General features: G+C 62.6%; 17 protein-coding genes. 10 read left to right on the plus strand and 7 right to left on the minus strand.

The features are described 5' to 3' along the window. Positions 1-279: 279 nt before the first annotated feature. The 4 genes from ACFMO7_RS17225 (at position 280) to ACFMO7_RS17240 (ending at position 7,175) form a co-directional block, all read left to right on the plus strand. Positions 280-1,344 (plus strand): ABC transporter ATP-binding protein, encoded by a 1,065-nt coding sequence (locus ACFMO7_RS17225; RefSeq protein ID WP_376796721.1) that lies wholly within the window; start codon positions 280-282, stop codon positions 1,342-1,344. Further along, positions 1,341-2,204, plus strand: coding sequence for an ABC transporter permease (locus ACFMO7_RS17230; RefSeq protein WP_376796722.1), 864 nt, complete (start codon positions 1,341-1,343; stop codon positions 2,202-2,204). Before ACFMO7_RS17225 ends, ACFMO7_RS17230 begins: the two co-directional genes overlap by 4 nt. A 374-nt stretch (positions 2,205-2,578) precedes the next feature. Beyond that, complete coding sequence (locus ACFMO7_RS17235) at positions 2,579-4,879, plus strand: PAS domain S-box protein (RefSeq protein WP_376796723.1); 2,301 nt, start codon at positions 2,579-2,581, stop codon at positions 4,877-4,879. Positions 4,880-5,234: 355 nt separating this feature from the next. Continuing rightward, complete coding sequence (locus tag ACFMO7_RS17240; RefSeq protein WP_376796724.1) at positions 5,235-7,175, plus strand: hypothetical protein; 1,941 nt, start codon at positions 5,235-5,237, stop codon at positions 7,173-7,175. A gap of 216 nt (positions 7,176-7,391) precedes the next feature. Here the strand turns inward: ACFMO7_RS17240 and ACFMO7_RS17245 are convergent, their stop codons facing one another. After that, positions 7,392-8,345 (minus strand): alpha/beta fold hydrolase, encoded by a 954-nt coding sequence (locus tag ACFMO7_RS17245; protein WP_376796725.1) that lies wholly within the window; start codon positions 8,343-8,345, stop codon positions 7,392-7,394. A 521-nt stretch (positions 8,346-8,866) separates the two neighbouring features. Here ACFMO7_RS17245 and ACFMO7_RS17250 point away from each other — a divergent pair. Beyond that, positions 8,867-9,673: a class I SAM-dependent methyltransferase gene (locus ACFMO7_RS17250; RefSeq protein WP_376796726.1), complete on the plus strand. Its 807-nt coding sequence runs from the start codon at positions 8,867-8,869 to the stop codon at positions 9,671-9,673. A gap of 538 nt (positions 9,674-10,211) precedes the next feature. Next, positions 10,212-11,102 (plus strand): DNA methyltransferase, encoded by an 891-nt coding sequence (locus tag ACFMO7_RS17255; RefSeq protein WP_376796727.1) that lies wholly within the window; start codon positions 10,212-10,214, stop codon positions 11,100-11,102. Positions 11,103-11,257: 155 nt separating this feature from the next. Here the strand turns inward: ACFMO7_RS17255 and ACFMO7_RS17260 are convergent, their stop codons facing one another. Continuing rightward, on the minus strand, positions 11,258-13,330 hold the full coding sequence (locus ACFMO7_RS17260) for a protein kinase (protein WP_376796728.1): 2,073 nt from the start codon (positions 13,328-13,330) through the stop codon (positions 11,258-11,260). A gap of 213 nt (positions 13,331-13,543) precedes the next feature. Between ACFMO7_RS17260 and ACFMO7_RS17265 the strand changes: the two genes are divergently transcribed. After that, entirely contained in the window at positions 13,544-14,155 is a 612-nt protein-coding gene (locus ACFMO7_RS17265; RefSeq protein ID WP_376796729.1) for a class I SAM-dependent methyltransferase, read from the plus strand. Here the strand turns inward: ACFMO7_RS17265 and ACFMO7_RS17270 are convergent. Beyond that, positions 14,145-15,203, minus strand: coding sequence for a WD40 repeat domain-containing protein (locus ACFMO7_RS17270; RefSeq protein ID WP_376796730.1), 1,059 nt, complete (start codon positions 15,201-15,203; stop codon positions 14,145-14,147). The two genes, ACFMO7_RS17265 and ACFMO7_RS17270, sit on opposite strands and share 11 nt — an antisense overlap. Before the next feature lie 465 nt (positions 15,204-15,668). Between ACFMO7_RS17270 and ruvB the strand changes: the two genes are divergently transcribed. Continuing rightward, a complete protein-coding gene (ruvB, locus tag ACFMO7_RS17275; protein ID WP_376796731.1) occupies positions 15,669-16,790 on the plus strand; it encodes a Holliday junction branch migration DNA helicase RuvB in 1,122 nt (373 codons plus the stop codon). A 189-nt stretch (positions 16,791-16,979) separates the two neighbouring features. Here the strand turns inward: ruvB and recF are convergent, their stop codons facing one another. The 4 genes from recF to ACFMO7_RS17295 all read right to left on the minus strand — a co-directional run bounded on the left by recF (position 16,980) and on the right by ACFMO7_RS17295 (position 22,599). Beyond that, entirely contained in the window at positions 16,980-18,158 is a 1,179-nt protein-coding gene (gene recF, locus ACFMO7_RS17280; protein WP_376796732.1) for a DNA replication/repair protein RecF, read from the minus strand. Positions 18,159-18,447: 289 nt separating this feature from the next. Further along, positions 18,448-19,596: a DNA polymerase III subunit beta gene (dnaN, locus tag ACFMO7_RS17285; RefSeq protein ID WP_376796733.1), complete on the minus strand. Its 1,149-nt coding sequence runs from the start codon at positions 19,594-19,596 to the stop codon at positions 18,448-18,450. 375 nt (positions 19,597-19,971) lie between these two features. After that, positions 19,972-21,105 carry a CaiB/BaiF CoA transferase family protein gene (locus ACFMO7_RS17290; protein ID WP_376796734.1) on the minus strand — a complete coding sequence of 378 codons (1,134 nt, stop codon included), beginning with the start codon at positions 21,103-21,105 and terminating at the stop codon, positions 19,972-19,974. Between the two features lie 231 nt (positions 21,106-21,336). Next, complete coding sequence (locus ACFMO7_RS17295) at positions 21,337-22,599, minus strand: MerR family transcriptional regulator (RefSeq protein ID WP_376796735.1); 1,263 nt, start codon at positions 22,597-22,599, stop codon at positions 21,337-21,339. Between the two features lie 839 nt (positions 22,600-23,438). On the opposite strand from ACFMO7_RS17295, the gene rplU reads away from it, so the two are divergent. Both rplU and rpmA read left to right on the plus strand, forming a co-directional pair. After that, positions 23,439-23,960, plus strand: a complete 522-nt coding sequence (gene rplU, locus ACFMO7_RS17300; protein ID WP_376796736.1) for a 50S ribosomal protein L21 — start codon at positions 23,439-23,441, stop codon at positions 23,958-23,960. Positions 23,961-23,986: 26 nt separating this feature from the next. Continuing rightward, entirely contained in the window at positions 23,987-24,304 is a 318-nt protein-coding gene (gene rpmA, locus ACFMO7_RS17305; RefSeq protein WP_376796737.1) for a 50S ribosomal protein L27, read from the plus strand. Positions 24,305-24,364 lie beyond the last annotated feature (60 nt).

Consider the following 24,364-nt stretch of genomic DNA (forward strand, 5'->3'; position numbering starts at 1 on the left):
TTTGAGGGTTGGACCGAGGGGTGGGTCGAGGGGTGGCTGCCTGCTGGCCTGCCTGTGGCGCTGGCTGACGAAGACCTGCTGAGGGTGGGCGACCGCTGTACCTGCTCTGGGCAGCGACGAGACAGGGCCAGGAAGAGGGAGAGCCTGCCCTCTTTCCTTACAAGGTGGTCGACCGCTTTTACTATCGAGTGGATAACCGGTTGTCGTAATGCAGGAGCAAGGGTATCAGTCTGCCCAACTGTTGCTCATGTAGCAAGAGCGATATAGCAAGAGGAGGATATGAATAATCTCGATCTGGAGCAAAAAAGCGAGCAGCCAGCGGAGGTCAAAGAGGAGCTGGCGATCGAGGTCCGCGATCTGGTCAAGCGCTATCCGCGGAGCAAGGTCAACGCCGTCGATGGCATTTCCTTCAGCGTCCGGCGTGGGGAAATCTTCGGCCTGCTGGGTCCCAATGGTGCCGGCAAGACCACGACCATCGGCATCCTCACAACCAGCGTCCTGCCCACCAGCGGCACGGTGCGCATCATGGGCATCGATCTGGTGCGAGACCCCATCGGCGTCAAGCAACGCATCTCGGTGGTTCCCCAGCGCAGCAATCTCGATCAGAGCCTGCGCGCCCGCGAGATTCTTACCTTTCACGCCGCTTATCATGGCATTCCGCGCGCGGAACGCGAAGCGCGGGCTGAGGCTCTGCTCAAGGAGCTGGGCTTAGAGGGTCGTGGTCGCGAAAAGATCAGGCGCTACTCTGGGGGCATGGCTCAGCGGCTGATGTTAGCGCGCGCCCTGATGCACTCGCCGGATGTGCTCTTCCTTGATGAGCCGACCAATAGCCTCGATCCACAATCGCGGCTCTTCCTGTGGGACCGCATTCGGGCGATGCATGAGCGTGGAGTGACGATTCTTCTGACGACCCACGATATGGAGGAGGCAGAGCAGCTCTGCGAGCGCATTGCCATTATGGATCACGGCCGTATCCTGGTGCTCGATACCCCGGAGAACCTGAAGAAGCTGGTGCCGAGTGGCACGCGCCTGGAACTGCGCGTGCGCATCCCCCAGGAGGCAACGGTCTCCTCCGGAGATGGAGCCGCCTCCGCTGATGGTCTGCGCGCTCTTTTAGCACGTCTGCCCGGAACTCCGCACGTCGAGGAGCTGGCCGCCGACGACAGCCAGAGCGAGCAGGGAACGCGGACCTTCCGCCTCTATGGCGAGGAAGCGGGCGAGTTGGCTGCCGAAGCCATGCGCATCGTTAGCACCCGTGGCGCCGAGCTGCGCGACCTCCATGTGGCCCGCCCAAGCCTGGAAGATGTCTTCATCCATCTGACAGGAAGGAATTTACGTGCATGAGCATCAATACATCTATAGATACAATTTTTCTTGAGAAAGACGAGGGCAGGAGAGGCACGCGCAGCCGGCTGGCAACGATTCTCGTGGCCTTCCTGGCCATCTTCCGCCGCGACCTGGTGGTTATCGGGCGCGAGTTCATCCCTTTTCTGATCCAGGTGCTGCTTCAGCCCCTGTTCTTTCTCTTCATCTTTGGCAAGGTCCTCCCTTCGATCGGGGCCGCTCAGCAGAGCTACGCCTCGCTGCTCTTGCCGGGCATCGTCGGCCTCACCGTGGTCACGACGGCCCTGCAGGGGGTGACCCTGCCCCTGGTGCTTGATCTGGGCTTTGGGCGCGAGATCGATGATCGCCTATTGGCCCCCCTGCCAGTGAGCATGGTGGCGCTCGAAAAAATCCTTTTTGCTGCCTTCCGCGGCCTGATTGCTGGGGCCATCATCTTCCCTCTGGCCTATTGGGTACTGGGGAGCAATTACAACGTGCGCACCGATGCGATCGGCGTCATCATCGGTATCATGGTCCTTACGGCTCTGGCTGGAGCCACGCTTGGCTTGACCATCGGTACGCTGGTGAAGCCTGAGCAGATCGGTCTGATGTTTGCCCTGATCTTTACCCCGCTCATCTTCACGGGCTGCACATATTATCCCTGGAGTCAACTGGATGGCATCCGCTGGTTCCAGGTGATCACGCTCTTCAATCCTTTGACCTATGCCTGCGAGGGTTTGCGCTACGCAATGGTTCCTCCCATCCACGGCTATAGCCTGCCTACCCTGGGAATAGGCTGGGTACTGCTGGGCCTGGGCGTGACCTTCGTCGGCTTCCTCGGCCTGGGGATCTATACCTTCCGCCGCGCCGTGGTCAGCTAAGCCAGCCCCAGTCGTCTTGCCTGGACAAACCTGGCAGGAATGACTGCCTCCAGGAAGCTGACAGCCTGCCCCCGTTGATAGGCCAGCACGGTTCAACGGGCGGCAGGCTGGCTTTTCTCCTGCCCGGCTGCTACCAGCAGGCCAGGAGGCGGGCGAACGGACGAGCGAGTGAGGAGACCGCTCTCAGTCGAGGAGCATGTAAGCCAACCTGCAAAAACTTGACGCACTCCCGCTATCTCTGCTACACTTAGACTGCTGCCACAAAACATATTGATATATCAATTATGAGAAAATTTCCTATATTGATTGAACTTCCCCGTAAGCATCTCTGAGCCAGAAGCGGGAACGGCGATCAAGAGAAGAGCAGGAGCGCCATGAGTACATTCCCAGAACTGCCACCGGCTCCCTCTGGGGAAGAACTTTCTCCGCTGCCGGACGAAGCTGCCGGTATTGAAGAGCGCCTTCGGCGCAGTGAGGAGCGCTACCGTTCGCTGGTAGCGGCCACAGCGCAAATTGTCTGGGTCGCCAACGCCCAGGGGCTAGTTGAAGAGGACTCGCCATCCTGGCGAGCCTACACGGGGCAGAGCTTTGAAGAGGTGCGGGGGTTAGGCTGGCTGGAGGCTGTTCACCCCGATGATCGGCCGGGAACGCTGCACGTCTGGTCGCAGGCCCTGGCCAGCGGCGGTTTCTACGAGATCGAGTATCGCATTCGCCGCTATGACGGCGTCTATCGCACCTTCTGGGTCCGCGGCGTTCCGGTTCGCGAAGCCGATGGTCGTATTCGCGAGTGGGTTGGCACCTGCACGGATATCACCGATCGCAAGCGGCTTGAAGACGAGCTAGTCCAGACGGCCTATGAGGCGACGCTGCGCGCCAATCAGCTCGAGGCGACCTTTGAGGCCATGACCGATGCGGTCTTTATCTTTGACTGCGATGGGCGGATTCTGAGCGTCAATGCTGCTGCCCGTCGCCTCCTCCACTGGCTGGCGCCGCTCCCGGAGAGAGAGATGACCGTTGATGACTACCTCGCTCAGCTGAATCTGCGCGATGCCAATGGGCAACCTCTGGCGCACGAGCAGTGGCCATCGCGGCGCCTCCTCCGAGGTGAGGTGCTGGCCGATGCCCCCCTGAGCGACCTGCTTGTCTGTCTGCCCAACGGTTGCGAGAGGCGCATCAGCGTGAGCGGCTCGCCGGTGCGCGACGATCGTGGCTGTGTAATCGGGGCGGTGGCCATCGGACGTGATGTGACCGAGCGCTATCTGCTGGAGCGCCGCACCCATGAGGCTCTCGAAGCCCTGCTGGCACTGGCCGAGGCCCTGGTAGAGATCCCGCGCGATTTGACTGGCCCTCAGCGTCAGCCGGCCAGTTCCCCGTCTCCCGCAACAGAGGTCTCCTGTGGAGAACAGCGGCATGAAATTACTCATCGTCTGGCGCGCCTGATCTGTCAGGTCCTGAACTGCCGCCAGGTTTCGATTGTGCATCTGCGGGCAGAGAACGAGGTGTTGCAATTGCTGGCTCACGCCGGCGATGAGGCCGCTGGCGAGCACTGGCAGAGGTGGCTGCCTGTGGATCGTCCGCTCGAGCCTCAGCTGAGCCGCTGTTTTCCGGCCGAGGCGGTCGCGGCCCTCCGGGCTGACCGTCTGTTGGGTCAACGTGGTCACGACGGCAGCGTGATGCCGCTCCTGGCGGGCAAGCGCTATACGGCGGTCATCGCCCCGATGCTCATCGATCAGCAGCTCATTGGCCTGATTCGCATTGAGCATGCCGAACGTGAGCACGACTATAGCGTCGAGGAGATGGCTCTCATTAAAGCTGTGGCCCGTCTGGCAGCTCTGGTGACCGAGCACGAGCGCCTCTTGCACGAGCGCGCGGAGGCCCGCGCCAATGAGCTGGCTCTACGCGAAAGCAATCGGCGCATGGACGAATTCCTCAGCATTGCCAGCCACGAACTCAGGACCCCGCTCACCACCATCAAGGGCAATGTTCAGCTCGCCCGGCGCCATCTGCAGCGTCTGCCTCTCAGCGATGAGCAGCGCCAGAAGCTGGCCATTGTCCAGGAGCTGCTGGAGCGAACGGATCGCCAGACTGGTCTTCTCACACGCCTGGTGCGCGATTTGCTCGAATCCTCACGCGCTCAGGCCGATCGCCTCGTCTTGCAGCGTCGACCGGAGAACCTGGTGGCCATTGTGCGGCAGACGGTGAGCGATTTGCAGTCGACGGCGGCTCACAGGCGCATCCGCTTGCTGATGGCCGGCCAGGAGCTAACGCAGGAGTGTGAGCCGGCCCCCATTGTGGTTCTCGCCGATGCAGAAAGCATTGGCCTGGTGGTCACCAATTATCTCACCAACGCCATCAAATATTCGCCGCGCGAAAGCCCGATCGAGGTCTTGATCGAACGCGAGGAGCGGCAGGCTCGCGTTTCTGTAAGCGATCAAGGGCCGGGTCTGCCGCCTGCCGAGCAACAACGCATCTGGGAGCGCTTCTATCGCGTTCCTGGCATTCAGGCCCAGGGCAGCGCCAGCCCCGGTCTTGGCCTGGGCCTTCACATCTGCAAGACTATCATTGAGCGTCACGAGGGGACTGTTGGGGTCATCAGTCAGCCCGGAGCTGGCTCAACCTTCTGGTTTACCTTACCCCTCCTCATGGATTCTGACCAAGGCTCAGGGGACGGCTAAGGGGCCAGGTCCCCTTGCCTGTCGATTGGCCTTCCGGTGCGGCCTGGGAGGCCTGGTCCAACCCTTTCACCTGTCTGCCTGAATGCTTGACAGAAACGGCTCCGTTTTCTAAGCTAAAAGTGTCAGCCAGATCAACCCATCGCTCATCGTCTCTCGCAGTAGCTCATCAACCGATTTGCCCCTGTCGTCCGCCGCTGACTTGTCTGTAGCTGCTGCCCTGCTCCTCAGGGAGCGGGGTAGCCCGAGCCGAGGACTCTGTCGGCGGCTCTGATGGACGAGCATCTCATACGAGATCTGGAACGAGCCGATTGTTCCTGTAAGGACGAAATCATCCAGCAGGGGGCTGAGTTCTGGTATGATAGACCATCACGATAGACGACACGATGCCGAATGGGCAGCGGCTCAGCTTGAGCGCGGCCAGACCCTCGCAAAGCTGTCCGCTGGCGGTCGGCAACAGCAGCTTGCCGAGGCCATAGGCTGCTACGAAGCGGCGCTGCAGGTCTACACGCGGGAGGCCCATCCGCGCGAGTGGGCTTGCGCTCAGAAGGGGCTGGGGGATGCCCTGGTCCAGTTGGCTGCTGGCGAGCGGGCAGCGAATCTGCGGCGGGCCATAGGCTGCTACGAGGCGGCGCTGCAGGTCTACACACGGGAGGCCTATCCATGCGAGTGGGCGCAGCTCCAGCACAATCTGGGGGTCGCGTATAGCCAGCTTCCCGGAGGAAAGGAGCGCGGCGAGCAGCTGCGGCGGGCCATTGCCCACTACAAGGCGGCTCTCAGCGTTTTCCGCGGGGAGCGCTTTGTCAGGCAGCGGATGGTTACCCTCCAGAATCTGGGTAACGCCTGGTGCGATCTTCCGAGGGGAGAGCGTCGTCGCAATCTGGAGCGAGCCATCGCCTGCTACAAAGCGGCTCTCCGTCTCTGTCAGCGCCAGGAGCATCCTCTAGAGTGGGCGCGGCTCCAGAACAACCTGGGCACGGCCTACGTGGGCCTGCCCGGAATTGATCGTCGCTGGCGGCTGGAGCGCGCCCTTGCCTGCTACGAGGCCGCCCTGCAGATATATACCCATGCGACCCATCCTTACGAATGGGCGACCGTCCAGCAGAATCGCGGCAACGCCTACCTCCAGCTCCCTGGTCAGCCACGGCGTACCGCCATCGAGCGCGCCATTATGTGTTACCAGGCGGCCCTGCGCGTCTTTAGGCGCGATGCCTTTCCAGAGGAGTGGGCGCGACTTCAGAACAACCTGGGCATTGCCTACGCCGAGCTGGCCAGTCTTGCAGACGAGCACGAGCGGCGTGCGCATCTGGAGCGAGCCTTGATGTGCCTCCAGGCCGCCCTCGAGATACGCACGCCTGAGACAGCGCCGCTCGACTGGGCGGCGACGCAGCTTAACCTGGGCAACGTCTACCGCAGTCTGCCCGGACGCAAACGTCAGGAGTATCTGGCGCGCGCCATCGATTGCTATCGAGCGGCCCTGCGCGTCTACAGCCGGGCCGCCCATCCTGCTGAATGGGCCTTAGCCCAGAGCAACCTGGGCAATGCCTATGCTGACAGCCTGGGGCCGGCGCGCTCTACCTTCCTGCAGAGGGCCATTACTGCCTATCGGGCGGCCCTGCAGGTCTACAGGCCAGAAACTTTTCCGCACGAGTGGGCCAGAGTGCAATACAACCTGGGCCTGGCCCTGCACCAATTGGCTGAGCGGCAGACGGGTCTGCTGCATCAAGCCATGCGCTGTTATCAGGCGGCCTTGCGGGTCTGGACCCGTGAGGACAGTCCCGAAGAGTGGGCCAGGCTCCAGCGAGCACTGGGCGATGCCTGGAGTGCCCTGCGCGAAGGCAATCGCTACCGCAATCTGAGGCGGGCTATGGACTGCTACACGGCGGCCCTGGAGGTCTATCGGCCTGATAGCAGCCCCACCCTCTGGGCGGCCACCTTGCAGGCCTTGGGACGGGCCTACCGCCGCCTGCCGGCGAGGGGCCGACAGCGTCAGGCCGCGCTGCGCCAGGCTCTGGCCTGCTACGATCAGGCCCTGCAGGTTGTGACGCGCGAGACCTTGCCTTTTGAGTGGGCCCAGCTCCAGTTTGAGCGCGGCAAAGCCTACAGCCAGCTAGGGCGCGATGCTCGCGCCGGCAGGGGCTATCTGGAGCAGGCGCGCAACTGCTATCGGGCGGCCCTGCGCGTCTTCTATCGTCTGCAGATGGATCGGCAGGCCGCGGCGGTTGACCAGGCCCTCCATCGTCTGTGGCAGGCCCAGGCACTGCAGTTTCGGCCCCAGCAACCGCCCCGTCGCTCGTAACTTTCTGAGTGACAGGCGAGCCTGGCCGATCAGAGCAGGCCGCTGCAACACAACAGGACTGGGAAGCCGCAGGCACCTACGCCGGCTGTTCTGCCTTGAGCTGGCTTGGACAGCCGCGGACGGTGCTGCGGCTTCAATTGCCGATGACCTTGAGAAGGCGACCCCTACCCTCGCCCCCAGCTTGCCCTGATTCCCTGGCCGCGCTGCCGCCGCGACTCAAACGGCGCTGCCGACAAAGGAGCGCAGCAACGAATGGAAGGTCTCCGGCTGTTCCTCGTGAGGGTGCTCTCCACAGCGCTCAAGCACGTGGGTTTCCAGCTGAGGATTGATGCGCTTGAAGGCCGCGCTGATGCCGGCGCCGTTGCGACCCCAGATGGCCATCACGGGGACGGTCAGGCGCGCGAGCGGCTCGCTGGCATCGGCTTGCAGCCTGCCAGCCAGGAGGTCAGCGACGGGGAAGCGCGCATCAGGCTGGTGAGCGCTGATGTAGGTGTATTCGATCAGCTCATCGCTGATGAGGGAAGGATCGTAGTAGGCGCGCTCTTCATAGTAATTGCGGATCGCTCGCCGCGTTGTCAACAGATTGTAGGCGAACTGGCCAAGCAGCGGCAGGCGCAGGCCGAAGCGCAAGCTGGCCAGCAGGGGACTCGGGGAAGGTTCTTCGAGCATGGTTTCTGGGGGTGAGACCAGGACCAGACGGGCGTAGCTGCCTGGATGCCGATAGGCATCGGCGATGGCATAGGCCCCGCTCAGTCCGCGCGCCACCACCAGGGCTGGCCCGCGCACCGCCTCGCGCAGGAAATCGCTGAGCAGGTCGCTGAAGATCTGCGGCTCATAGGTGATGGTTGGGCGATCGGAGAGGCCAAAGCCGAGCAGGTCGAGGGCGTAGACGCGGTACTCTTGGGCCAGGGCCTCGAGGTTGCGTCGCCATTCGTAGGAGGAGGCTCCGGGTCCGAGGCCGTGCACGAGGACCAGCGGCTGCGCCTCGCGCGGCCCCTGCATAGTGTAGAAGACATCGCCATATTTCCAGGGGTAGCGGCGTCCCTCGCCGGCCAGGCCGGGACTCAGCTCGCCGGCCAGCGCTTCGGTGATCTTATTCACTACGGCCACCGTCCCCAGCACTCCACTGGCAATCAGGCCGGTCGCCACAATTTTCCCTCTGATTTTCATAGAAAGCTCCTTGCGTTCTTCCTTCTTACTTACTCAACTTACTAAGCTCACTGCATGAGAGAAGTATCAGCCTTGTCCTCTTGTCCACGACACGATGAGATGGCGGCAATCTTCTGGCAGCGGCGGCCAGCCTTCCGGAGACGCCTCCTCGGCTGGTCGCTGGCCGCCGCTGCCGCTTCCAGCGCCAGGTACAGGCATGGGTCAACCGTAATATATCACGCGAGCCTGGGGGGCGGGAGAGTGAAATGAGCCGAAGAGCATAGGGTCGGAGCTGGAAAGAGGCCCGACTCCCCTTGCGCCTCTGCCCGGCCATATGTTAAACTCTACTATAGATGGTGAGAGCGGTCCCTCTACCGTTCTCCGCCATCGTTTTCCTTCTCTTACTGTTTCCCCTGTCTCTGCTACTGCCCCTGCAAGGGGGCATTTGTGCGTAGCAAGCCTGTCTGTGCTCGATGATCTGTGCCTGATCTGCCTGCTACGCGCCACCTTGTGCCGATGTCTGGCTGGTGAGGACCAGAATTATGGCCTATTGTGTTGGTGAGTATTACGAGCGAGCTGAGGATTACGATCTAGAATATCAGAGCCAGAGCGAGCAGGACCTTCCTTTCTGGAAAAGTCTCATCGAAGAATATCGGCCCACGCATGTGCTGGAGCTGGCTTGCGGCAGTGGACGGATTGGCCTTCCGCTGGCGCGCAGCTTTCCCGCGCTTGTCATCGAGGGCCTGGATAGCTCCCCCCAGATGCTGGCTGCCTACCGACGTAAGCTGGGCGAGGAGCCGCCGGAGCTACAGCGCCGGGTCATCCTCCATGAGGACGATATGCGTACCTATCACCTGCCCGCCTGTGGCGACTTTGACCTGATCTTTCTGCCCTTCAACTCGGCGGGCCACCTCTACACTCTTGAAGAGCAATTGGCCACCTTCCGCCGCACCTATAATCATCTGGCGCCGGGTGGGCGCTTTGTGGTCGATGTCCTGCTGCCCGACCTTGACTATCTGAGCGCCGCTCTCAATCGCCCCTCTCAGCTCTATCTTGAGGACGAGATCGGCGACCCGGCCAGCGACAGCACCCTCCTCATCTACAGCAGTCGTCGCTACGACCCCTGCGAGCAGCTTGAGCACATGGTGTGGATCCACGAACGCTTCTCTGAACAGGGAGAGAACGAGCGCTATCTCACCCAACTCGATCTACACATGTACTTTCCTCGCGAGCTGCAGCTGCTCTTTCTCGCCAGCGGCTTCGCAGTAGAGACCATCTATGGCGATTACGAGCGGCGTCCCCTTGGTAAAGGTACCAGGCAGATTATTGTTGGGCGTAAGAGAACGTAGTATGAGGATGTAGAATATAGCTAGCTAGATAGATCGATCCAGCCAGTGCGCCGATCCCTGTTGGCGGCTGGCTGGATCCAGATCCCTGGTCCATGTCCCTGTTGCACGTATCAGACTCTACCCTGCCTGCCTGCGAGCAAGTAAGCCAGGCAATGCGAAAGGGGGAGAGCCATCCTCATTGCCGGCCCCTGGTTGAAGTCAGGGCGTACCCGCCCTGTCGGCAACCCCATTGGCCCGCGCCTTGGCCTTAGCCAGGGACCGGTTGGTTCGACCGAGATCAGCCGGTGGGCCGTTTCCGGGAGGCGCAGCTTGATCGGGCGCTTTCCCTTCCCCTATCCTGTGAGGAGAAGCCAGGCCATTGCTGCTAGCTGGCCGGCCGGCCAGCCGGAAAGTCTTTGCGGTGCCCGTACCGGCCCTGAACTGGCAGGATCGCAGGGCGGAGGGGGAGCGAGCGGGGGATTCAGCCTATTCTGCCTGGAAAGGAGGAGCCGCCTTTCTCCCCTGGGTGTGCCCTGGGGGTCTACGGCGGCAGGTCTCTATGGAAGCCCAATCGAAGAAACTGATGATTTCTGGCCAGCGCACCTGCCGCTGTGATCCCACCCATCTCAATTGCCTGACGCCTAAAGAGTGGATCAAGTGTCAACTGGGCGTCTGGCAGTTCTCCTACGAGAAGCGTGACATTCGCGACAAGCAGAGGCATCCGGCGGCCTTCCCCATCGCCCTGGCGCGCCGCTGCATCGAGCTATTCACCCATCGCGGTGAGCTGGTACTTGATCCTTTCATGGGGAGCGGCACCACCCTCATCGCCGCCCGTGATGTTGGGCGCAACGCCGTTGGCTTCGACATCCATCCCGGCTACGTCGCTCTGGCGAGCGAGCGCCTCAGTCGTGAGCCGCTGCCCAGCGAAACCCTGGCGGCCCAGACCCGTCAGCTTGCCCTGCAAGACGATGCGCGCAATATCCCCCTCTACCTCGACCCGGCCAGCGTAGCCTGCATTGTCACCTCTCCCCCCTATGCCAACCTACTTAACCGTGCTCGCCTCAACAAGAGTCGGCGCGGTCGAGCGCGCAAGAACGCGCAATACCACCGCGTTGAGCAGTACAGCCAGCTCCCTGAAGATTTGGGCACCCTGGAGCTAACGGCCTATGCTCAGGCCATGCGCGAGATCTTTGCCGGGCTGCTGCCCTTACTCAAGAAGCGCGCCCATTGCGTGGTCAACGTCACCGACATGTGGTGGGAGAACCAGCGCATTACCATCCACATGGCCGTGATCGAAGCCCTGCGCCTGGCCGGCTACGAGCTGCGCAACATTATCATTTGGGATCGCACCAACATTGTCAATCGCGTCGGAATCTTCGGCTGGCCCAGCAACTATATCACGATGGGCACTACCTTCGAATATCTGCTCGACTTCTGGAAACCAGAGTGAGGAATAAAAGCAAAAAGAAAAGTGCCCGTGCTTCTCTCATGCAGCAAGAGCACGGGCGAAATCAGGGCCCAGTCGGTCAGGCGAGAGCGGATGGATGGGGCTTACAGCCCACAGGGCGGCTGGACTGGGCAGGGCCGGCCCTGTCCTCTGGCCCCTCAAGCTACCTGCCAGACGTGGATATCTCCATCGTCGCCGGCGGAGGCCAGGCGAGTGTTATCGGGGGACCAGGCCACGGCGTTGACATCTTCGGGGTGCTCGTTGTAGGTCAGCAAGTGGTCGCCGTTGGTGGCATCCCAGACCTGGACGGTCTTATCTTCGCCGGCGGAGGCGATGCGCGTTCCATCGGGGGACCAGGCCAGGGCCGTCACCTCGTCGCTATGGTTCGTATAGGTCAGAATGTGGTGTCCGTTGGCGGCATCCCAGACCTGGACGGTCTTATCTTCGCCGGCGGAGGCGATGCGCGTGCTATCCGGTGACCAGACCAGCGTAGTGACGCTGTCGGCATGGCCCTGGTAGACGAAAATAACCTCCCAGGAGCTAACATCGTAGATGCGGACCGTCTTGTCCAGGCTGGCGGAGGCGATGCGCGTTCCATCGGGGGACCAGGCCACGGCGCTCACCAGGCTGGTATGGCCGCGCAGGGTTGCCACGCGCTTGCCCGTCATGGCTTCCCATACGATTGCCTGCTTGCTCAGGCTGGCAGAGACGATCAAATCGCCTTTGGGGGACCAACTCAGGGAGATCACGGAGTCCTGATGGCCGCGGAAGGTTGTCACGCGGCGTCCACTGGCAGACTCCCAGACGTGAGCCGTGTGGTCGTTGCTCCCCGAGGCGATATGATCGCCAGTCGGAGACCAGGCGGCGGTGCGTACCGGCTCTTGGTGGCCGCGGTAAGCGAAAATCTCTCGCCCCGTGGTGGCGTCCCAGACCTGGAGGGTGTGGTCGTAGCCGCCAGAGACCACGCGGCGCCCATCGGGGGACCAGGCCAGGGCAAAGACGCGCTCGCTGTGGCCGCTGTAGGTATAGAGGCGCATGCCGGGCGTTGGCGTCGACGGAGAGACCTCGAGGCGTGGCGTGATCGAGGAGGCTCCTGGGGCCGGGGCCGGTATCGGGGTCGGTGTTGGCGTGGCGCTGGCGGGCGTAATTGCTGGCGTAGCAGCGGCCCCCTCCGGTGTCGCCTCGGTCAACGAAGGCAGGGTCTGCGACTGATTAATGAGCTGGCTGCTGGTCTGAAGAGCGGCGATGCGCTGCAACTCCTGCTTGATGGCCGCCATCGAGGCCGGGCGCTGCTGCTCATCCAGGCTGACCATGAGCATAATCAGCTTCTCCAACTCGTATTCCAGGGGTTGGGTATAGGAATGCATAGCCGTGAAGCGGAAAGGCGACTGCGTAGGATTCTGACCGGTCAGCAGGTGGTGCAGGGTGGCGCCCAGGCTATAGACGTCGGAGCGCGGCGTCGTCTGCGCCTTCCCGTACTGCTCGGGGGCGGCGTAGCCCCAGGAAGCGAAGGCGCGAGTATCGCGCACCTGGCCTGGCTTAAAGTGGCGGGCAATACCGAAATCGATCAAGTAGAGATGGCCCTCGGCGGTCCGCATCACATTACTCGGCTTCAGATCGCGGAAAATGATCGGGGGCTGGCGGCTATGGAGGTAGCCGAGCACCGAGCTGAGCTGGATACCGATCTCCAGCACCTCGGCGATCGGCAGTCCTGGCGGGCCATTGGGATGCTCGCGCTGCCAGCGGAGCAAATACTGTTCCAGCGACTCGCCCTCGATGAAGTCCATAACCAGATACCACTGTCCCTCTTCCGAGAAGTGATCGTAGATGCGTGGCAGGTTGGGATGCATCAGGCTGGCCAGCATCAGGGCTTCCTGCTTAAAGGCCGCCGTTGCCTCAGCGACCTCTTCGGGTCGCAGGCCGCTCTGGCTCATCTCCTTGATGGCCACGGTGCGATCGCCGAACTGGATGTCCTGAGCGCGATAGACGGCTCCCATGCCTCCCTTGCCGAGCAGGGCCACGATGCGGTAGCGCTGCCGCAGCAGATGGTTGAGCGGAAGCTTGCCGGTGCTGGCACTCAGATCGGATGCAGTTTCTCTCTCGATTCCGGGAGTCGCAGAGAGAGGGCGCTCTGGCAAAGGCTGCCCACACTGGAAGCAGAAGCGCGCCTGTGGGCGATTTGCCTGGCCGCAGCGGTCGCAGTAGATGGGAGTGGTATCGTCGCTATACATCCGTCACGTTACTCCGTTAAGGTGAAAGAGGAGCCGGGCCGACCAGGACGCTGACAGAGACTGGGGCCACGGTCTCCGGTCGTCGTTGGCTTGCATTGCGTTGCATGCTTCATGCTCTACACGTTGGCTAAGGCGCGTTGGTTGCCGGTGTAGGAGAGTCGGCTCGCGCTCTCCAGCTATAGTAACATTGTCTGTAAAAAGCTGTCAAACACCATGCAGAGTATTCATCATCCGCTTTTTGCCGCCGTTTACGAGCTGCTCAGCCGGTGGGGAGGCGAGTGGGAGAAGGCCCTCAGAGCGGAAGTAGTGGGGGCGGCGTGGGGCCGGGTTTTGGAGGTGGGGGCTGGCACGGGGCTAAACTTCGCCTGTTACGACCCTTCTCGAGTGGAGTTTGTTGAGGCCGTCGAGCCGGATCCGGCCATGCTGCGCTATGCCAGGCGGCGTCGGGAGGAGGCCGCGGTTCCTGTTCGGTTGCACCAGGCACGCGTTGAGGAGCTGCCCTTTGCCGATGAGAGCTTCGACAGCGCGGTGGCCACCCTGGTCTTTTGTTCGGTCGAGGAGCCGGCCCGGGGCTTTGCCGAGCTACGGCGCCTGCTCAAGCCGACTGGCTCGCTCCTCCTGCTGGAGCACGTGCGCGCCGCCAGCCCCTGCATGGCGCAACTGCAGGACCTGCTGACGCCCCTGGCCAGGCGTTGTGCCGGCAACTGCCACTGGAATCGCCCGACGCTGACAACGCTGGCCGGGGCCGGGCTGCGCATCGTCTCCAGACGCGAGGTAGGAGGCGGCCTACTGCCGCTGGTCGCGGTGCGGGCGATCAGGGAGTAAACCAGATTTGCACGGTCTGATCGTCGCCGGCGGAAGCGATGCAGCTACCATCAGGAGACCAGGCCAGGGCATTGACCTGATCGCTATGGCCGGCGTAGGTGAAGGCAACCTCGCGCCTGGCCAGCTCCCAGAGATGGACCTGGCCATCGTCTCCGCCAGAGGCCAGGTAGCGCCCATCAGGGGACCAGGCCAGGGCGTTGACCCAACTGGGGTGGGCCTGGTAGCTACAGACGGCCTCGCCCGTAGAGGCATTCCAGAGATAGACCTGGCCGCCAAAGCCACCGCAGGCCACATACTGGCCGTCGGGCGACCAGGTTAAGGCTCCCAGAGGCGTACCGTGCTGCAGAGGAGCGAAAAGCTGATGGCCGTTGCTGGCTTCCCAGACCTGCAGCGTGCCATCCCAGGAGGCGGAGGCAATACGCCGCCCCTCCGGCGACCAGCCCAGGGCCAGCACCTTGTGGCTGTGGCCATCATAGGTGAAGATAATATCACCGTCCTTCAAACTCCAGATCTCGACCAGACCATCTTCGCTGCCAGAGGCCAGCTTCGCCCCCACTGGCGACCAGGCCAGGGCCAGAATGTAGCGCGCGTGATCACGGCGCGAGAGCAGCCGCTCACCATCGGCGGCGTTCCATATCTGCATGGTCCGATCGTTGCCACCCGTGGCTACATAGGCCCCGTTCGGCGACCAGGCCAGGGTTAGCACCTGGCCCCGGTGACCGGTATAGGTGAAACGCTCGCTGCCTGTGGCGGCCTCCCAGACTTGTACGGTGCCGTCCATGCTGGCAGAAGCGATGCATGTCCCGTCGGGCGACCAGTCCAGAGTACGCACCCAGTTGCGATGGTCGCGGTAAACGTAGAGCGTCGTTCCAGGTGTGGGCACGGCCAGGACCCCCGTCGCTGCTTTTGCTGCTGTCGCTGTCGCTACACCACCATGGCCGCTCTGGCCGCCGAAGGCGGCACCAGCGGCTGCTCGGGCGAAAAGCCAGGCTCGTGGTTGTGGGTGGGAAGGCTGAGCGACGGTGTAGCGGCTGGAGCGGTTGATCATCCTCGATCCTCTTCTTCCTTCCTTATCCTCTCGCTGGGTATTTCGTGGATCGATTGTAGGAGAGCAACGTACCGGTGTCAAGGTGCCTCGCAGGAATGGTACTTTTGCATGATCAGATGCTCTTCGCTCTCTTGCTTCCTTGCTCTCTCCGCTCAGCCCCTCTACCGATGAGCCTCCTGGCGGGACGAGGCGCCTGTCCCTCCCCTGCAGTTTTCCCCTCCCTGCCAGAATGGCCGCGCGGGCTGACCTCCTCTGTCTGGAGAGCGAGAGGCCGCCAGGCGGGGCGGGGCCAGATAGCTTTCTCCTCACACTTTTCCGCTGCTATAATGTAGGGAAAGAAAAAGCCAAAGGAAGGGGGAGGCTCGGGCTGATGGTGGAAGAGAGAGGGCGGAGGTCTGCCTGACAGGGGCAGGTCCCCGCTTGTGACGAGATGATCAGACCAGAAGAGATCGGCAGGAGAGAACTATGAGCGACCGGCTCGTCTCGCCGCGCGTGAGCCAGGAAGAAGAGATTATTGAGAGCAGTCTGCGCCCTCGTCGTCTGGCCGAGTACATCGGGCAGGAGCGCATTAAGGAGAACCTCGCTATTTTGCTGGAGGCGGCCCGTCGCAGGAATGAACCTGTGGATCACGTCCTCCTGTATGGGCCGCCTGGCCTGGGCAAGACCACGCTCTGCAACATTATTGCCGCCGAAATGGGGGTCAGCCTGAAAACGACCTCGGGACCAGCTATCGAGCACGCCGGCGATCTCGCCTCTATCCTGACCTCGCTCCAGGAGGGTGAGGTGCTCTTCATCGATGAGATTCATCGGCTCTCGCGCGCCGTGGAGGAGCGTCTCTATTCGGCTATGGAGGACTTCGCCATCGATGTAGTGATTGGTAAAGGGCCGGGCGCACGCTCGCTGCGGATCTCTTTGCCGCCCTTCACGGTGGTCGGGGCGACGACGCGCGTTGGTGCCCTCTCGGCCCCGTTGCGCGATCGCTTCGGAGCCATCTATCGCCTGGAATACTACGATGTTGAGGCCCTCAAGCAGATTCTGCGCCGCTCGGCCCGCATCCTGCGTGTCCCTGCTGACGAAGAGGGCATCGAGGAAATTGCCACCCGTGCCCGCGGGACCCCGCGAATCGTGAACCGGCTGCTGCGCCGCGTGCGCGATTATGCTCAGGTCAAGGCCGATGGGGTAATTACGCGCCAGATCGCCCGCGCCGCCCTTGACGCCCTGGAGATCGACCATATCGGTCTGGACCAGACCGATCGCCATCTCTTGCTGACCATCATCCATAAGTTCGACGGGGGACCGGTCGGCCTCGATACCCTGGCGGCCAGTACGAGCGAAGACCCAGAGACCATTGAGGATGTCTATGAGCCGTACCTGCTCCAGCTCGGCTTTATCGCCCGTACGCCGCGCGGGCGAGTCGCTACGCGCCTGGCCTACGAACACCTGGGCATCAATCCGCCGGCCCCTGGCCAGGGAGGGCGCCCCGCCCCTCTTCAGAATCCCGCCGCCGGCGGCAGTTCCGAGCTGTGGACCGCTGGCGAGGCATGCGAGCGCCCCCCAGCCTCGCCCGAGGCGGAGGCCGAAGGCTAGGACCCCTCTACTGTGAGAGGAGGGAGAGTGGGCGGACCCTGGAAGAGCGCAGGCCGCTGCCGCCTGGTCTGAGGCTGCCCTCTCTCGGAATGGCGGGGTGCGATCTGGAGAAGGCCAGGGGAAGGAGAAAGAAGGAAGGATCGTCGCTGGAGTGGACTGCCGCCCGCCAGGCCGCCGTCTGGCTCGATCCTACCAGGGGAGAAGCTGACCGTTGACCACCTGAAACTTGTAGGCCCGCTCCAGCACCTCCGGAGGAAAATGCCCGGCCTCGGTCGTGGTCAGCAGCACCTGCTCGTGGTCGAGAATGGCCTGCAAGAGCTGCTCTCGCCGCCGCTGGTCCAGCTCGCTGAAGACATCATCGAGCAAGAGCACTGGCTCATCGCCGGTTGCGCTCCGCATATAGGCTAGCTCGGCAAACTTCGTGGCCAGGGCCACTGTGCGCTGCTGTCCGCGCGAGCCATAGGTAATCACGCTCATGCCATTGACCAGAAACTCCAGGTCATCGCGATGTGGCCCCAGCAGGCAGACCCCCTGTTGAATCTCCTTGTGCCGCACGGCATGGAGCTGTTTCAGATAATAGCCCTGGGCCTCCGTGAGCGAGCGCTGGGGATGGAGCTGGAACGAGGGGCGATAGACAATCTGGAGCTGCTCGCGTCCCCCACTCAATTGCTGCTGAAACGGCGCCGCCAGCTCATTGAGGGCCGCCAGCATGCGCTCGCGCTCGAACATAATCATCGAGGCCAGCAGCGTCAGCCGCTCATCGAGGTAGTCCAGCAGGCGCGGATCCTCATGGTAGTCGCGGATCCGCTTGAGCAGGGCGGCACGTTGCAGAATAACCTTGCGATACTGCTGCAGTGCCTGGCAATAGCGGGGTCGCACCTGGCATAGACTGCGATCGATGAAGCGTCGGCGCTCATCGGGCGAGCCGTCGACCAGGTGGAGATCGGCGGGGGCAAAGAGCACGTTGGTCATGCTCCCGATCAGGTCGAGGGAGCGGCGCGGCACCTCGTTGATCTTAATGCGCTTGCGCTGTGTGCCGCCGGGCCAATGCGAGGGACGGAGGGCCTGCTCGCCACCCAATTGCGGCGGGGTTGGATCGAAGATGACCATCTCCACATGCAACTCGCCATCGCGCCGTCGGACACGCGCATCGATGCGGGCCAGGTGATCGGGCGCATACCAGTTGACCACCTCGCGATCGGCCGAGGCGTGGAAAGAGGTACTGGTGGCGATCATCGAGACGGCTTCGAGCAGGTTAGTCTTGCCCTGAGCGTTTTCGCCGCAGAAGAGAAAGAGACCCGGCCCTAGCGGCAGATCAAGCTGTCGGTAGTTACGAAAGTCGGTCAGTGCGAGATGTACGAGGTGCATCGAGACTCCATCTACCTACCTGTCTCCGAGCAAAGACAGCCGCCACCTCTCAGGCCCTCGAAGGGCGCGCCGGGGTGGCAGGCGCGAGGACAGCGCGGTCCAGCGACGCTCACCTGCTGGCCCTGGCCCGCCCCGCTGCCGAAGAAGCCTGGCCTGTGTGTGGTGAGGGAGGCAGGCCAGCGCCAGCCAACCAGCCAACCAGCCAGTGCCCTTTAGAATCCGCTCGCTGTCCATGCCATTTATGGCGGACCCGAAGGGCGGAGCCAGCAGGCCCGGCCGGTCCCTCGGGTCAGCCACGGTTAGTGTGCATTGGCATAATGACATACGTATAGTTGGTCGCATCGACTGGGCGCAGCACTCCGGGGCGCATGGGAGAAGTCACCTCCAGAGCGATTTCCGGAGCATCCAGCACGTTGAGCACATCGACCAGGTAGTCCACATTGAAAATAATCTGAATCTCCTCGCCATCAACGACGGCGTTCAGGGTACTGGTCGTATCGCCCAGGTCCTCAGCGGTCGCCTCGATCGTCACTGTGCCGTTCTCCGAGCCGCCAGCGCCACGTGGCGAGATCTTCAAGCGTGTGATATTCGAGCTATTGCGAGCGAAGAGCGCGGCGGCCTTCACACGCTCGCTCAGGGCCTTCGTTTCCAGGACCGCCCGCGTCTTATACTCCACCGGAATGATAGAGCGATAGTTGGGGAAGGTTCCGTCGAGCAGGCGAGAGACGAGATCGATCTGCTCGGTATGGAAGAGCACCTGGCGATGGTTGGGGGTGACGATCATCTCGACCGGCCCCTCGTTGGGCAGGATGCGGGCCAGCTCGGTCAGCGTGCGGGCTGGAATCAGAATATCCTCGCGCGGCTCGCTGGCGCCCGGCAAGGGAGCCGTACGCGTTGCCAGGCGGAAGGCATCGGCGGCCACAAAGGTCACCTGCTCGTCGCGCACCTGTACCAGCACGCCTGTAAAGACAGGTCGCGACTCGTCCTTGGCGGCGGCGAAGGCTACCTGACTGATCATCTCCTTGAGCAAGGGCGCCTCTAACAGGATCGGCGGCTCGCCTCCCTCAGCGGTCGGGATCAGCGGAAATTCCGAGGCGTCCATGCCCTTGACGTTGGTATTGATGCCCAGGCCCAGGCACTGCAGATTGACCACATGGGTATCCGCCTGGGCCGTCACCTGGACCGACCCCTGGGGCAGGCTGTTGACCAGCTCCGTGAAGAGCCGGGCCGGAACCGTCGTTGTGCCTTCCTCCTCGATCTGGGCCTCGACCCAGCAATTGATACCAATCTCTAAGTTGGTCGCCGCCAGCTTCAGCCGCCCCTGCTCCGCGCTCAGAAGCACGTTGGCCAGAATCGGCAGGGTGCTGCGGCTCGAGACGGCATGGCTCACCACAGAGAGACCACGGCTCAAGTCCTGCTGCTTACAAGTGAATTTCACGTTCTTCCTCCAGATACACCATTATGTTCTCGATTAGTATATCCTATAGGGTCGAGGGGGACAACACTCAGGCCCATTTGTCTTTGGACTGGTGGCCAGGCGTCCCTGGCCTGGCTCGCGGAGAGGCTAAGCCTTCCCTCCCCGACTGGGGCGCTCCGACGAAGGACGGGCACAGAGAATCCGCACCCCTCGCCATCCACCCTCCAGGGGTTCTGTTTGACATTCTATCGGACAGGGCAAGGAACGGCTAAGCTCCGGACAACCGCTGGCCTGTTCTTTATTATTACCGATTATTTCCCTGACCGGTGTCGCCGAGCGGTTGACCCTGAGTGAAGTTCTGCCGGCCTGGCCCGAGCAGGCCGGCCTGCTGGCAGATCAGACCTTCCCGTTATCCTCGCCGAGCAGCGGAGGGGCCTTATAGAGGCGCGCGGGCGTCTCTGACAGGCGCAGGGGCGAGCCGACCAGCCTGATGGTCCCCGCTGTCGGGTGCTCGCACTCCCAGACGAGGCCGCGGGCCTGAATATGGGGATCGCGGAAGACCTCGCTCACCTTGTTGATCGCTCCGCAGGGAATACCGGCCTCGCGCAGCTCCTGCAGCCAGCTCTCGCTATCCTTGGTCAGCAGCAGCTCCTGCAGGATGGGGATCAGCGCCTCGCGATTGCGGACGCGCTGAGGATTGGTGGCGAAGCGCGGGTCGTCGGCCAGCTCCTCGCGACCGAGCAGGCGGCAAAGGGAGCGGAAGAGGCGATCGTTGCCGCAGGTGATCACAATGTAGCCATCGCGTGTGCGGAAAGCCTGATAGGGTACGATATTGGGGTGGCCATTGCCGTAGCGCTGGGCCTCCTCGCCCGAGATAAGGTGGTTAGAGGCCACGTTGCCCAGCAAGGTAATCGTGGCTTCCAGCAAGGAGATATCGATATACTGGCCGCGGCCCGTGCGGTCGCGCACACGCAGAGCCGTCAGAATGGCGATGCAGGCGAAGGTTCCGGCGGTCAGATCGCCGACGGGCGTGCCTACGCGCATCGGTTCTCCATCGACCTCGCCGGTCACCGCCATGATGCCCGCTTCGGCCTGGGCCACGAAATCGTAGCCGGCGCGCTGAGCATAAGGGCCGGTCTGTCCATAGCCGCTGATCGAGCAGTAGATCAGACCAGGATTGATGGTGCGCAGATCCTCATATCCCAGACCGTAGCGGGCCAGCGTTCCAGGCCGGAAATTCTCTACAAGAACGGTCGCCTTCTTAATCAGCTCCAGGAGGCGCTGACGATCGTCCTCACGGGTAAAGTCCAGAGTAATACTCAGTTTATTGCGGTTGAGTCCCAGATAGTAGGCGCTCTCGCCGGCGATGTAAGGCGGGCCGAACTGGCGTGTATCGTCGCCTTTGCCTGGTTGTTCAACTTTGATGACCGTGGCCCCCAGGTCGCCCAGAATCATTGTGCAGTAGGGGCCGGCCAGGACGCGCGAGAGATCGATGACGAGGACATCGGAGAGAGCTGCTTCCATGGTCATGAAACCCTTTCGCTTCAAGCCTCTATAACCTGTCCCTGTGCCTGTTGCTTGAGCAGCATACGGCAGGGTAGGAGGGAGGGCGCTGCGGGAGCAAGCTTCGGCTCGCGTGACAGCTATCCCGCCGGTTGAAGGGCGGCGAGGGTGCCCCACGGCGATCCTGGAGCGAGGGCCAGGCTTGTCCGCGCCGTCGCCATACAGACAGTTAAGCGGAAGGAGTGAGAGCCTGTCAAGTCATGGTTGGAGGCCAGAAGAGGTCGGGGGGGCAGGCGGAAGCGCAGCTCCCGATGCTGGGGAGCCGCTGACCTCGGCCTCAGAATCTCGGGCTGGGCCGCGTGAGTTGGTGGGGCCTGAGCCTCGGGCCAGGTAGTCCTGCATGACCTGACGAAGCTCGTGAACAACTTGCTGGATGGAACCGCTCAGGTAGAGGCCCCCGGGCACGTGGTTGGCCAATTCGCTATGGTAGAGGAAGGCCTGACCACCGAAGACCAGCAGTGGGCGTGGCTCCGGCAGCTCCTGCAGGCGGCGCGCCAGATCGATAAGGGTTGCCACATAGGCTGGCATCGTGACCGAGATACAGAGCATGACTGGCTGCAGCTCGCGCGCGACTTCCAGGAGGCTATTGATCTCGATGCTCTGGCCGAGGTAAATCGTGCGCATGCCCGCCCGGCGCAGGAGCAAGGCGAGCATCAGCGGGGCCAGCTCATGAGGCTCGCCAGGCGCGCAGCCACAGATAATCAGCGGCCCACGATTCTCGTTGACCGAAATATAGAGCAGGTTGGTAAGGAAGCCGCGCACAAAATTGCTGGCGAAATGCTCGATGGCCACGCTGAGGCGCCCCGTCTCCCATAGATACCCAACCTGCCAGAGAACCGGTGTCACTACCTCGGCGCAGACCTGCTCGACCGGGTAGAGGGCCAGCAGGGAGGCGAGCAGACGCTGAGCGCGGATGTCATCCAGGCACTTAAAGGCATCGATCAGCTCTTCTTGCACCCTATGAATATTGTAGAGAGCGGGAGAACTGCTTTCGGGCCGCGTGGTGCTGGCGCCGCTCCCGGCGGGAGCGGCGGCGGGCCGCGACTGGGGATCCCGCTGAAGGTCGCGCTCACCCGTTGGACCTGGCGAGCTGCTCAAAGGCAGGGCCACCCGGAAGGCGGGCCGTCGCTCGTCTGAAAGTTCGGTAGCTAGCTGTTGGAGCTGGCGCGTCTTCTGATATTCCTCCTCCAGGTGACGCCAGAGGGCCACGGCCTGGCTGATAGCCATACCGCTGTCGACGCGCTCCTTGAGCCAGCGGATGAGGGCGATATCGCGCTCCGAATAGAGCCGATAGGCGTTGGTGGCTCGCTCCGGCGAGAGAATGGCGTAGCGACTCTCCCAGGCCCGCAGCGTGGGCGCCGGTACACCGGTCTGCTGGACAACGGCTTTGGTGTTGAAGAGGGGGCTGTCTGAATAGCGTTCCAGCTCGGGCCGTTTGATATGCCCGCTTTGTCTGTCCATCACTGCAACGCGCTCCGATCTGGCCTGGCGAGCGGCTTGGCCGGGCGGTCAGGGCCGCCGGCTATCACAACTATAGCATATCATAGCACGGACCGGCCAGATGTTTGGCAAGTTTGAGGCTGACGACCTATTGCCTATAGGCCAGGCCCCGGCCGGGCGAAGGCCGGCAGTTGCGGCACAGCCCCCCGGCCCTCTGTTGCTCTTGCTCTGCTGGCTGACTGACTGGCTGCCTGGCTGGTTGGAAGAAAACAAACGGACCCGTGCTTGACAAAGCGCTTGTGGGCTTGCTATCATGACAGAGCATCTAAGGTATCGCTCTCAGGTGTAGCGGCCCAGCGCAGCGCTGGCCGCGTACGCCAAACAGGCATCCGCTCCCGTCCAGGCATAAGCGGCGAAACGACCGCCCATGACGGAAGGGCGTGTCGGGCCATGTCTGACCAGGCAGGCAGCCGGTCGGTCTGGCCCAGGTCTCCCCCGGGCAAGGCACGGCCAGCCCGCGCTTGCACTCCGTACTATTTGCCAGGGGGAAAAGCACGCGCTCCTCTCCTGGCTGCTACTAGTTGGTGCACTGACATTGCCATTCATGCATGCAGGCAGGTAGGCAAGGTAAGGTCGTGCTCTGCCGGTTCCGTCCGCCAGGCGCACGACCCGGGAACTGTGCCGAAGGTCTCCACCCACGCCTTCGACGTATCCCGCAAGCAGGCAACGCTCTGCCTTCGCCGCTGAATCAGCTCAGGCTAAGCGGTGGGAGAGCGCTCGCTGGCATTGAGGTCTGGAGAGGACAGGCGCTGGAGAGCATCGGTGAGCGGAGATAGAGATAAAGGAGCCGAACAGAAGCGATGTTCGCAGTCATTAAAAGTGGTGGGAGACAATTCAAAGTCGAGGTCGGTGAGACCCTGGAGGTCAATCGCCTCCCCGTGCAAGAGGGCAGCCAGATTCGCATCGGAGATGTCCTGCTGCTCTCGGACGCCGATCGTACCCTGATCGGGCGCCCGCTGGTGGAGAACGCCGCCGTCCTGGCTACCGTGAAGAAGCATGCACGGGCTGATAAAATCGTCGTTTTTAAGTACAAATCGAAGAAGCGCTATCGCCGTCGCCGAGGCCATCGTCAGGAGATCAGTATCCTGACCATTGATGATATCCTGTTGGACGGGGTCAGCCTTCTGACTGGCCAGACGCCCGCCGCCGCTGAGCAGGGCAGGCCGCTATCGGGGGCGGCTCTCCAGCCCGCGGCTGAGGAGCGGGGCACGGCTGCCGAGAGCGCGGCCAGCGCCGCTGAGCAGGAGCAGGCCAGAACCCGCCGCCGTCGCCGCGTACGGTCCCAGGAGAGTGAAGCTTCTCAAACTCCAAGCGAAGAGTAGAGTAGAGATCGTGAGGTTTACCTGCTATGGCGCATAAAAAAGGTGTTGGTAGCTCGCGCAACGGTCGCGATAGCAAAGCAAAGCGCCTGGGCGTGAAGCGCTACGATGGCCAGCTTGTCTCTGCCGGGACCATTATCGTACGCCAGCGCGGCACGAAGATCAAGCCGGGCGATAACGTCGGCATCGGGCGCGACTATACGCTCTTTGCGCTCATCGATGGGTATGTGAAGTTTGGCCATGCCTCGCGGACGCAGCGCAAGGTAAGCGTCTACCCGACTTTCCCCGGGCGGCCCTCCGTCGAGGAGCTGATCGCCCAGGCCCAGGCTGAAAGCGGAGCCAGCTGAGCTGGCCGGGGCCGGATGGTCCACCGCTCTGTGGCCCTTCGGAGCCAGCGGCGGGCAGGC

It is taken from the genome of Thermogemmatispora sp., assembly GCF_042408735.1.
GTDB lineage: Bacteria > Chloroflexota > Ktedonobacteria > Ktedonobacterales > Ktedonobacteraceae > Thermogemmatispora.

Bases quoted from the DNA above. Each gene is read 5' to 3' on its own strand.
- ACFMO7_RS17225 (WP_376796721.1), top strand. From the start codon at position 280: ATGAATAATCTCGATCTGGAGCAAAAAAGCGAGCAGCCAGCGGAGGTC.
- ACFMO7_RS17230 (WP_376796722.1), top strand. From the start codon at position 1,341: ATGAGCATCAATACATCTATAGATACAATTTTTCTTGAGAAAGACGAG.
- ACFMO7_RS17235 (WP_376796723.1), top strand. From the start codon at position 2,579: ATGAGTACATTCCCAGAACTGCCACCGGCTCCCTCTGGGGAAGAACTT.
- ACFMO7_RS17240 (WP_376796724.1), top strand. From the start codon at position 5,235: ATGATAGACCATCACGATAGACGACACGATGCCGAATGGGCAGCGGCT.
- ACFMO7_RS17245 (WP_376796725.1), bottom strand. From the start codon at position 8,345: ATGAAAATCAGAGGGAAAATTGTGGCGACCGGCCTGATTGCCAGTGGA.
- ACFMO7_RS17250 (WP_376796726.1), top strand. From the start codon at position 8,867: ATGGCCTATTGTGTTGGTGAGTATTACGAGCGAGCTGAGGATTACGAT.
- ACFMO7_RS17255 (WP_376796727.1), top strand. From the start codon at position 10,212: ATGGAAGCCCAATCGAAGAAACTGATGATTTCTGGCCAGCGCACCTGC.
- ACFMO7_RS17260 (WP_376796728.1), bottom strand. From the start codon at position 13,330: ATGTATAGCGACGATACCACTCCCATCTACTGCGACCGCTGCGGCCAG.
- ACFMO7_RS17265 (WP_376796729.1), top strand. From the start codon at position 13,544: ATGCAGAGTATTCATCATCCGCTTTTTGCCGCCGTTTACGAGCTGCTC.
- ACFMO7_RS17270 (WP_376796730.1), bottom strand. From the start codon at position 15,203: ATGATCAACCGCTCCAGCCGCTACACCGTCGCTCAGCCTTCCCACCCA.
- ruvB (WP_376796731.1), top strand. From the start codon at position 15,669: ATGAGCGACCGGCTCGTCTCGCCGCGCGTGAGCCAGGAAGAAGAGATT.
- recF (WP_376796732.1), bottom strand. From the start codon at position 18,158: ATGCACCTCGTACATCTCGCACTGACCGACTTTCGTAACTACCGACAG.
- ACFMO7_RS17290 (WP_376796734.1), bottom strand. From the start codon at position 21,105: ATGACCATGGAAGCAGCTCTCTCCGATGTCCTCGTCATCGATCTCTCG.
- ACFMO7_RS17295 (WP_376796735.1), bottom strand. From the start codon at position 22,599: ATGGACAGACAAAGCGGGCATATCAAACGGCCCGAGCTGGAACGCTAT.
- rplU (WP_376796736.1), top strand. From the start codon at position 23,439: ATGTTCGCAGTCATTAAAAGTGGTGGGAGACAATTCAAAGTCGAGGTC.
- rpmA (WP_376796737.1), top strand. From the start codon at position 23,987: ATGGCGCATAAAAAAGGTGTTGGTAGCTCGCGCAACGGTCGCGATAGC.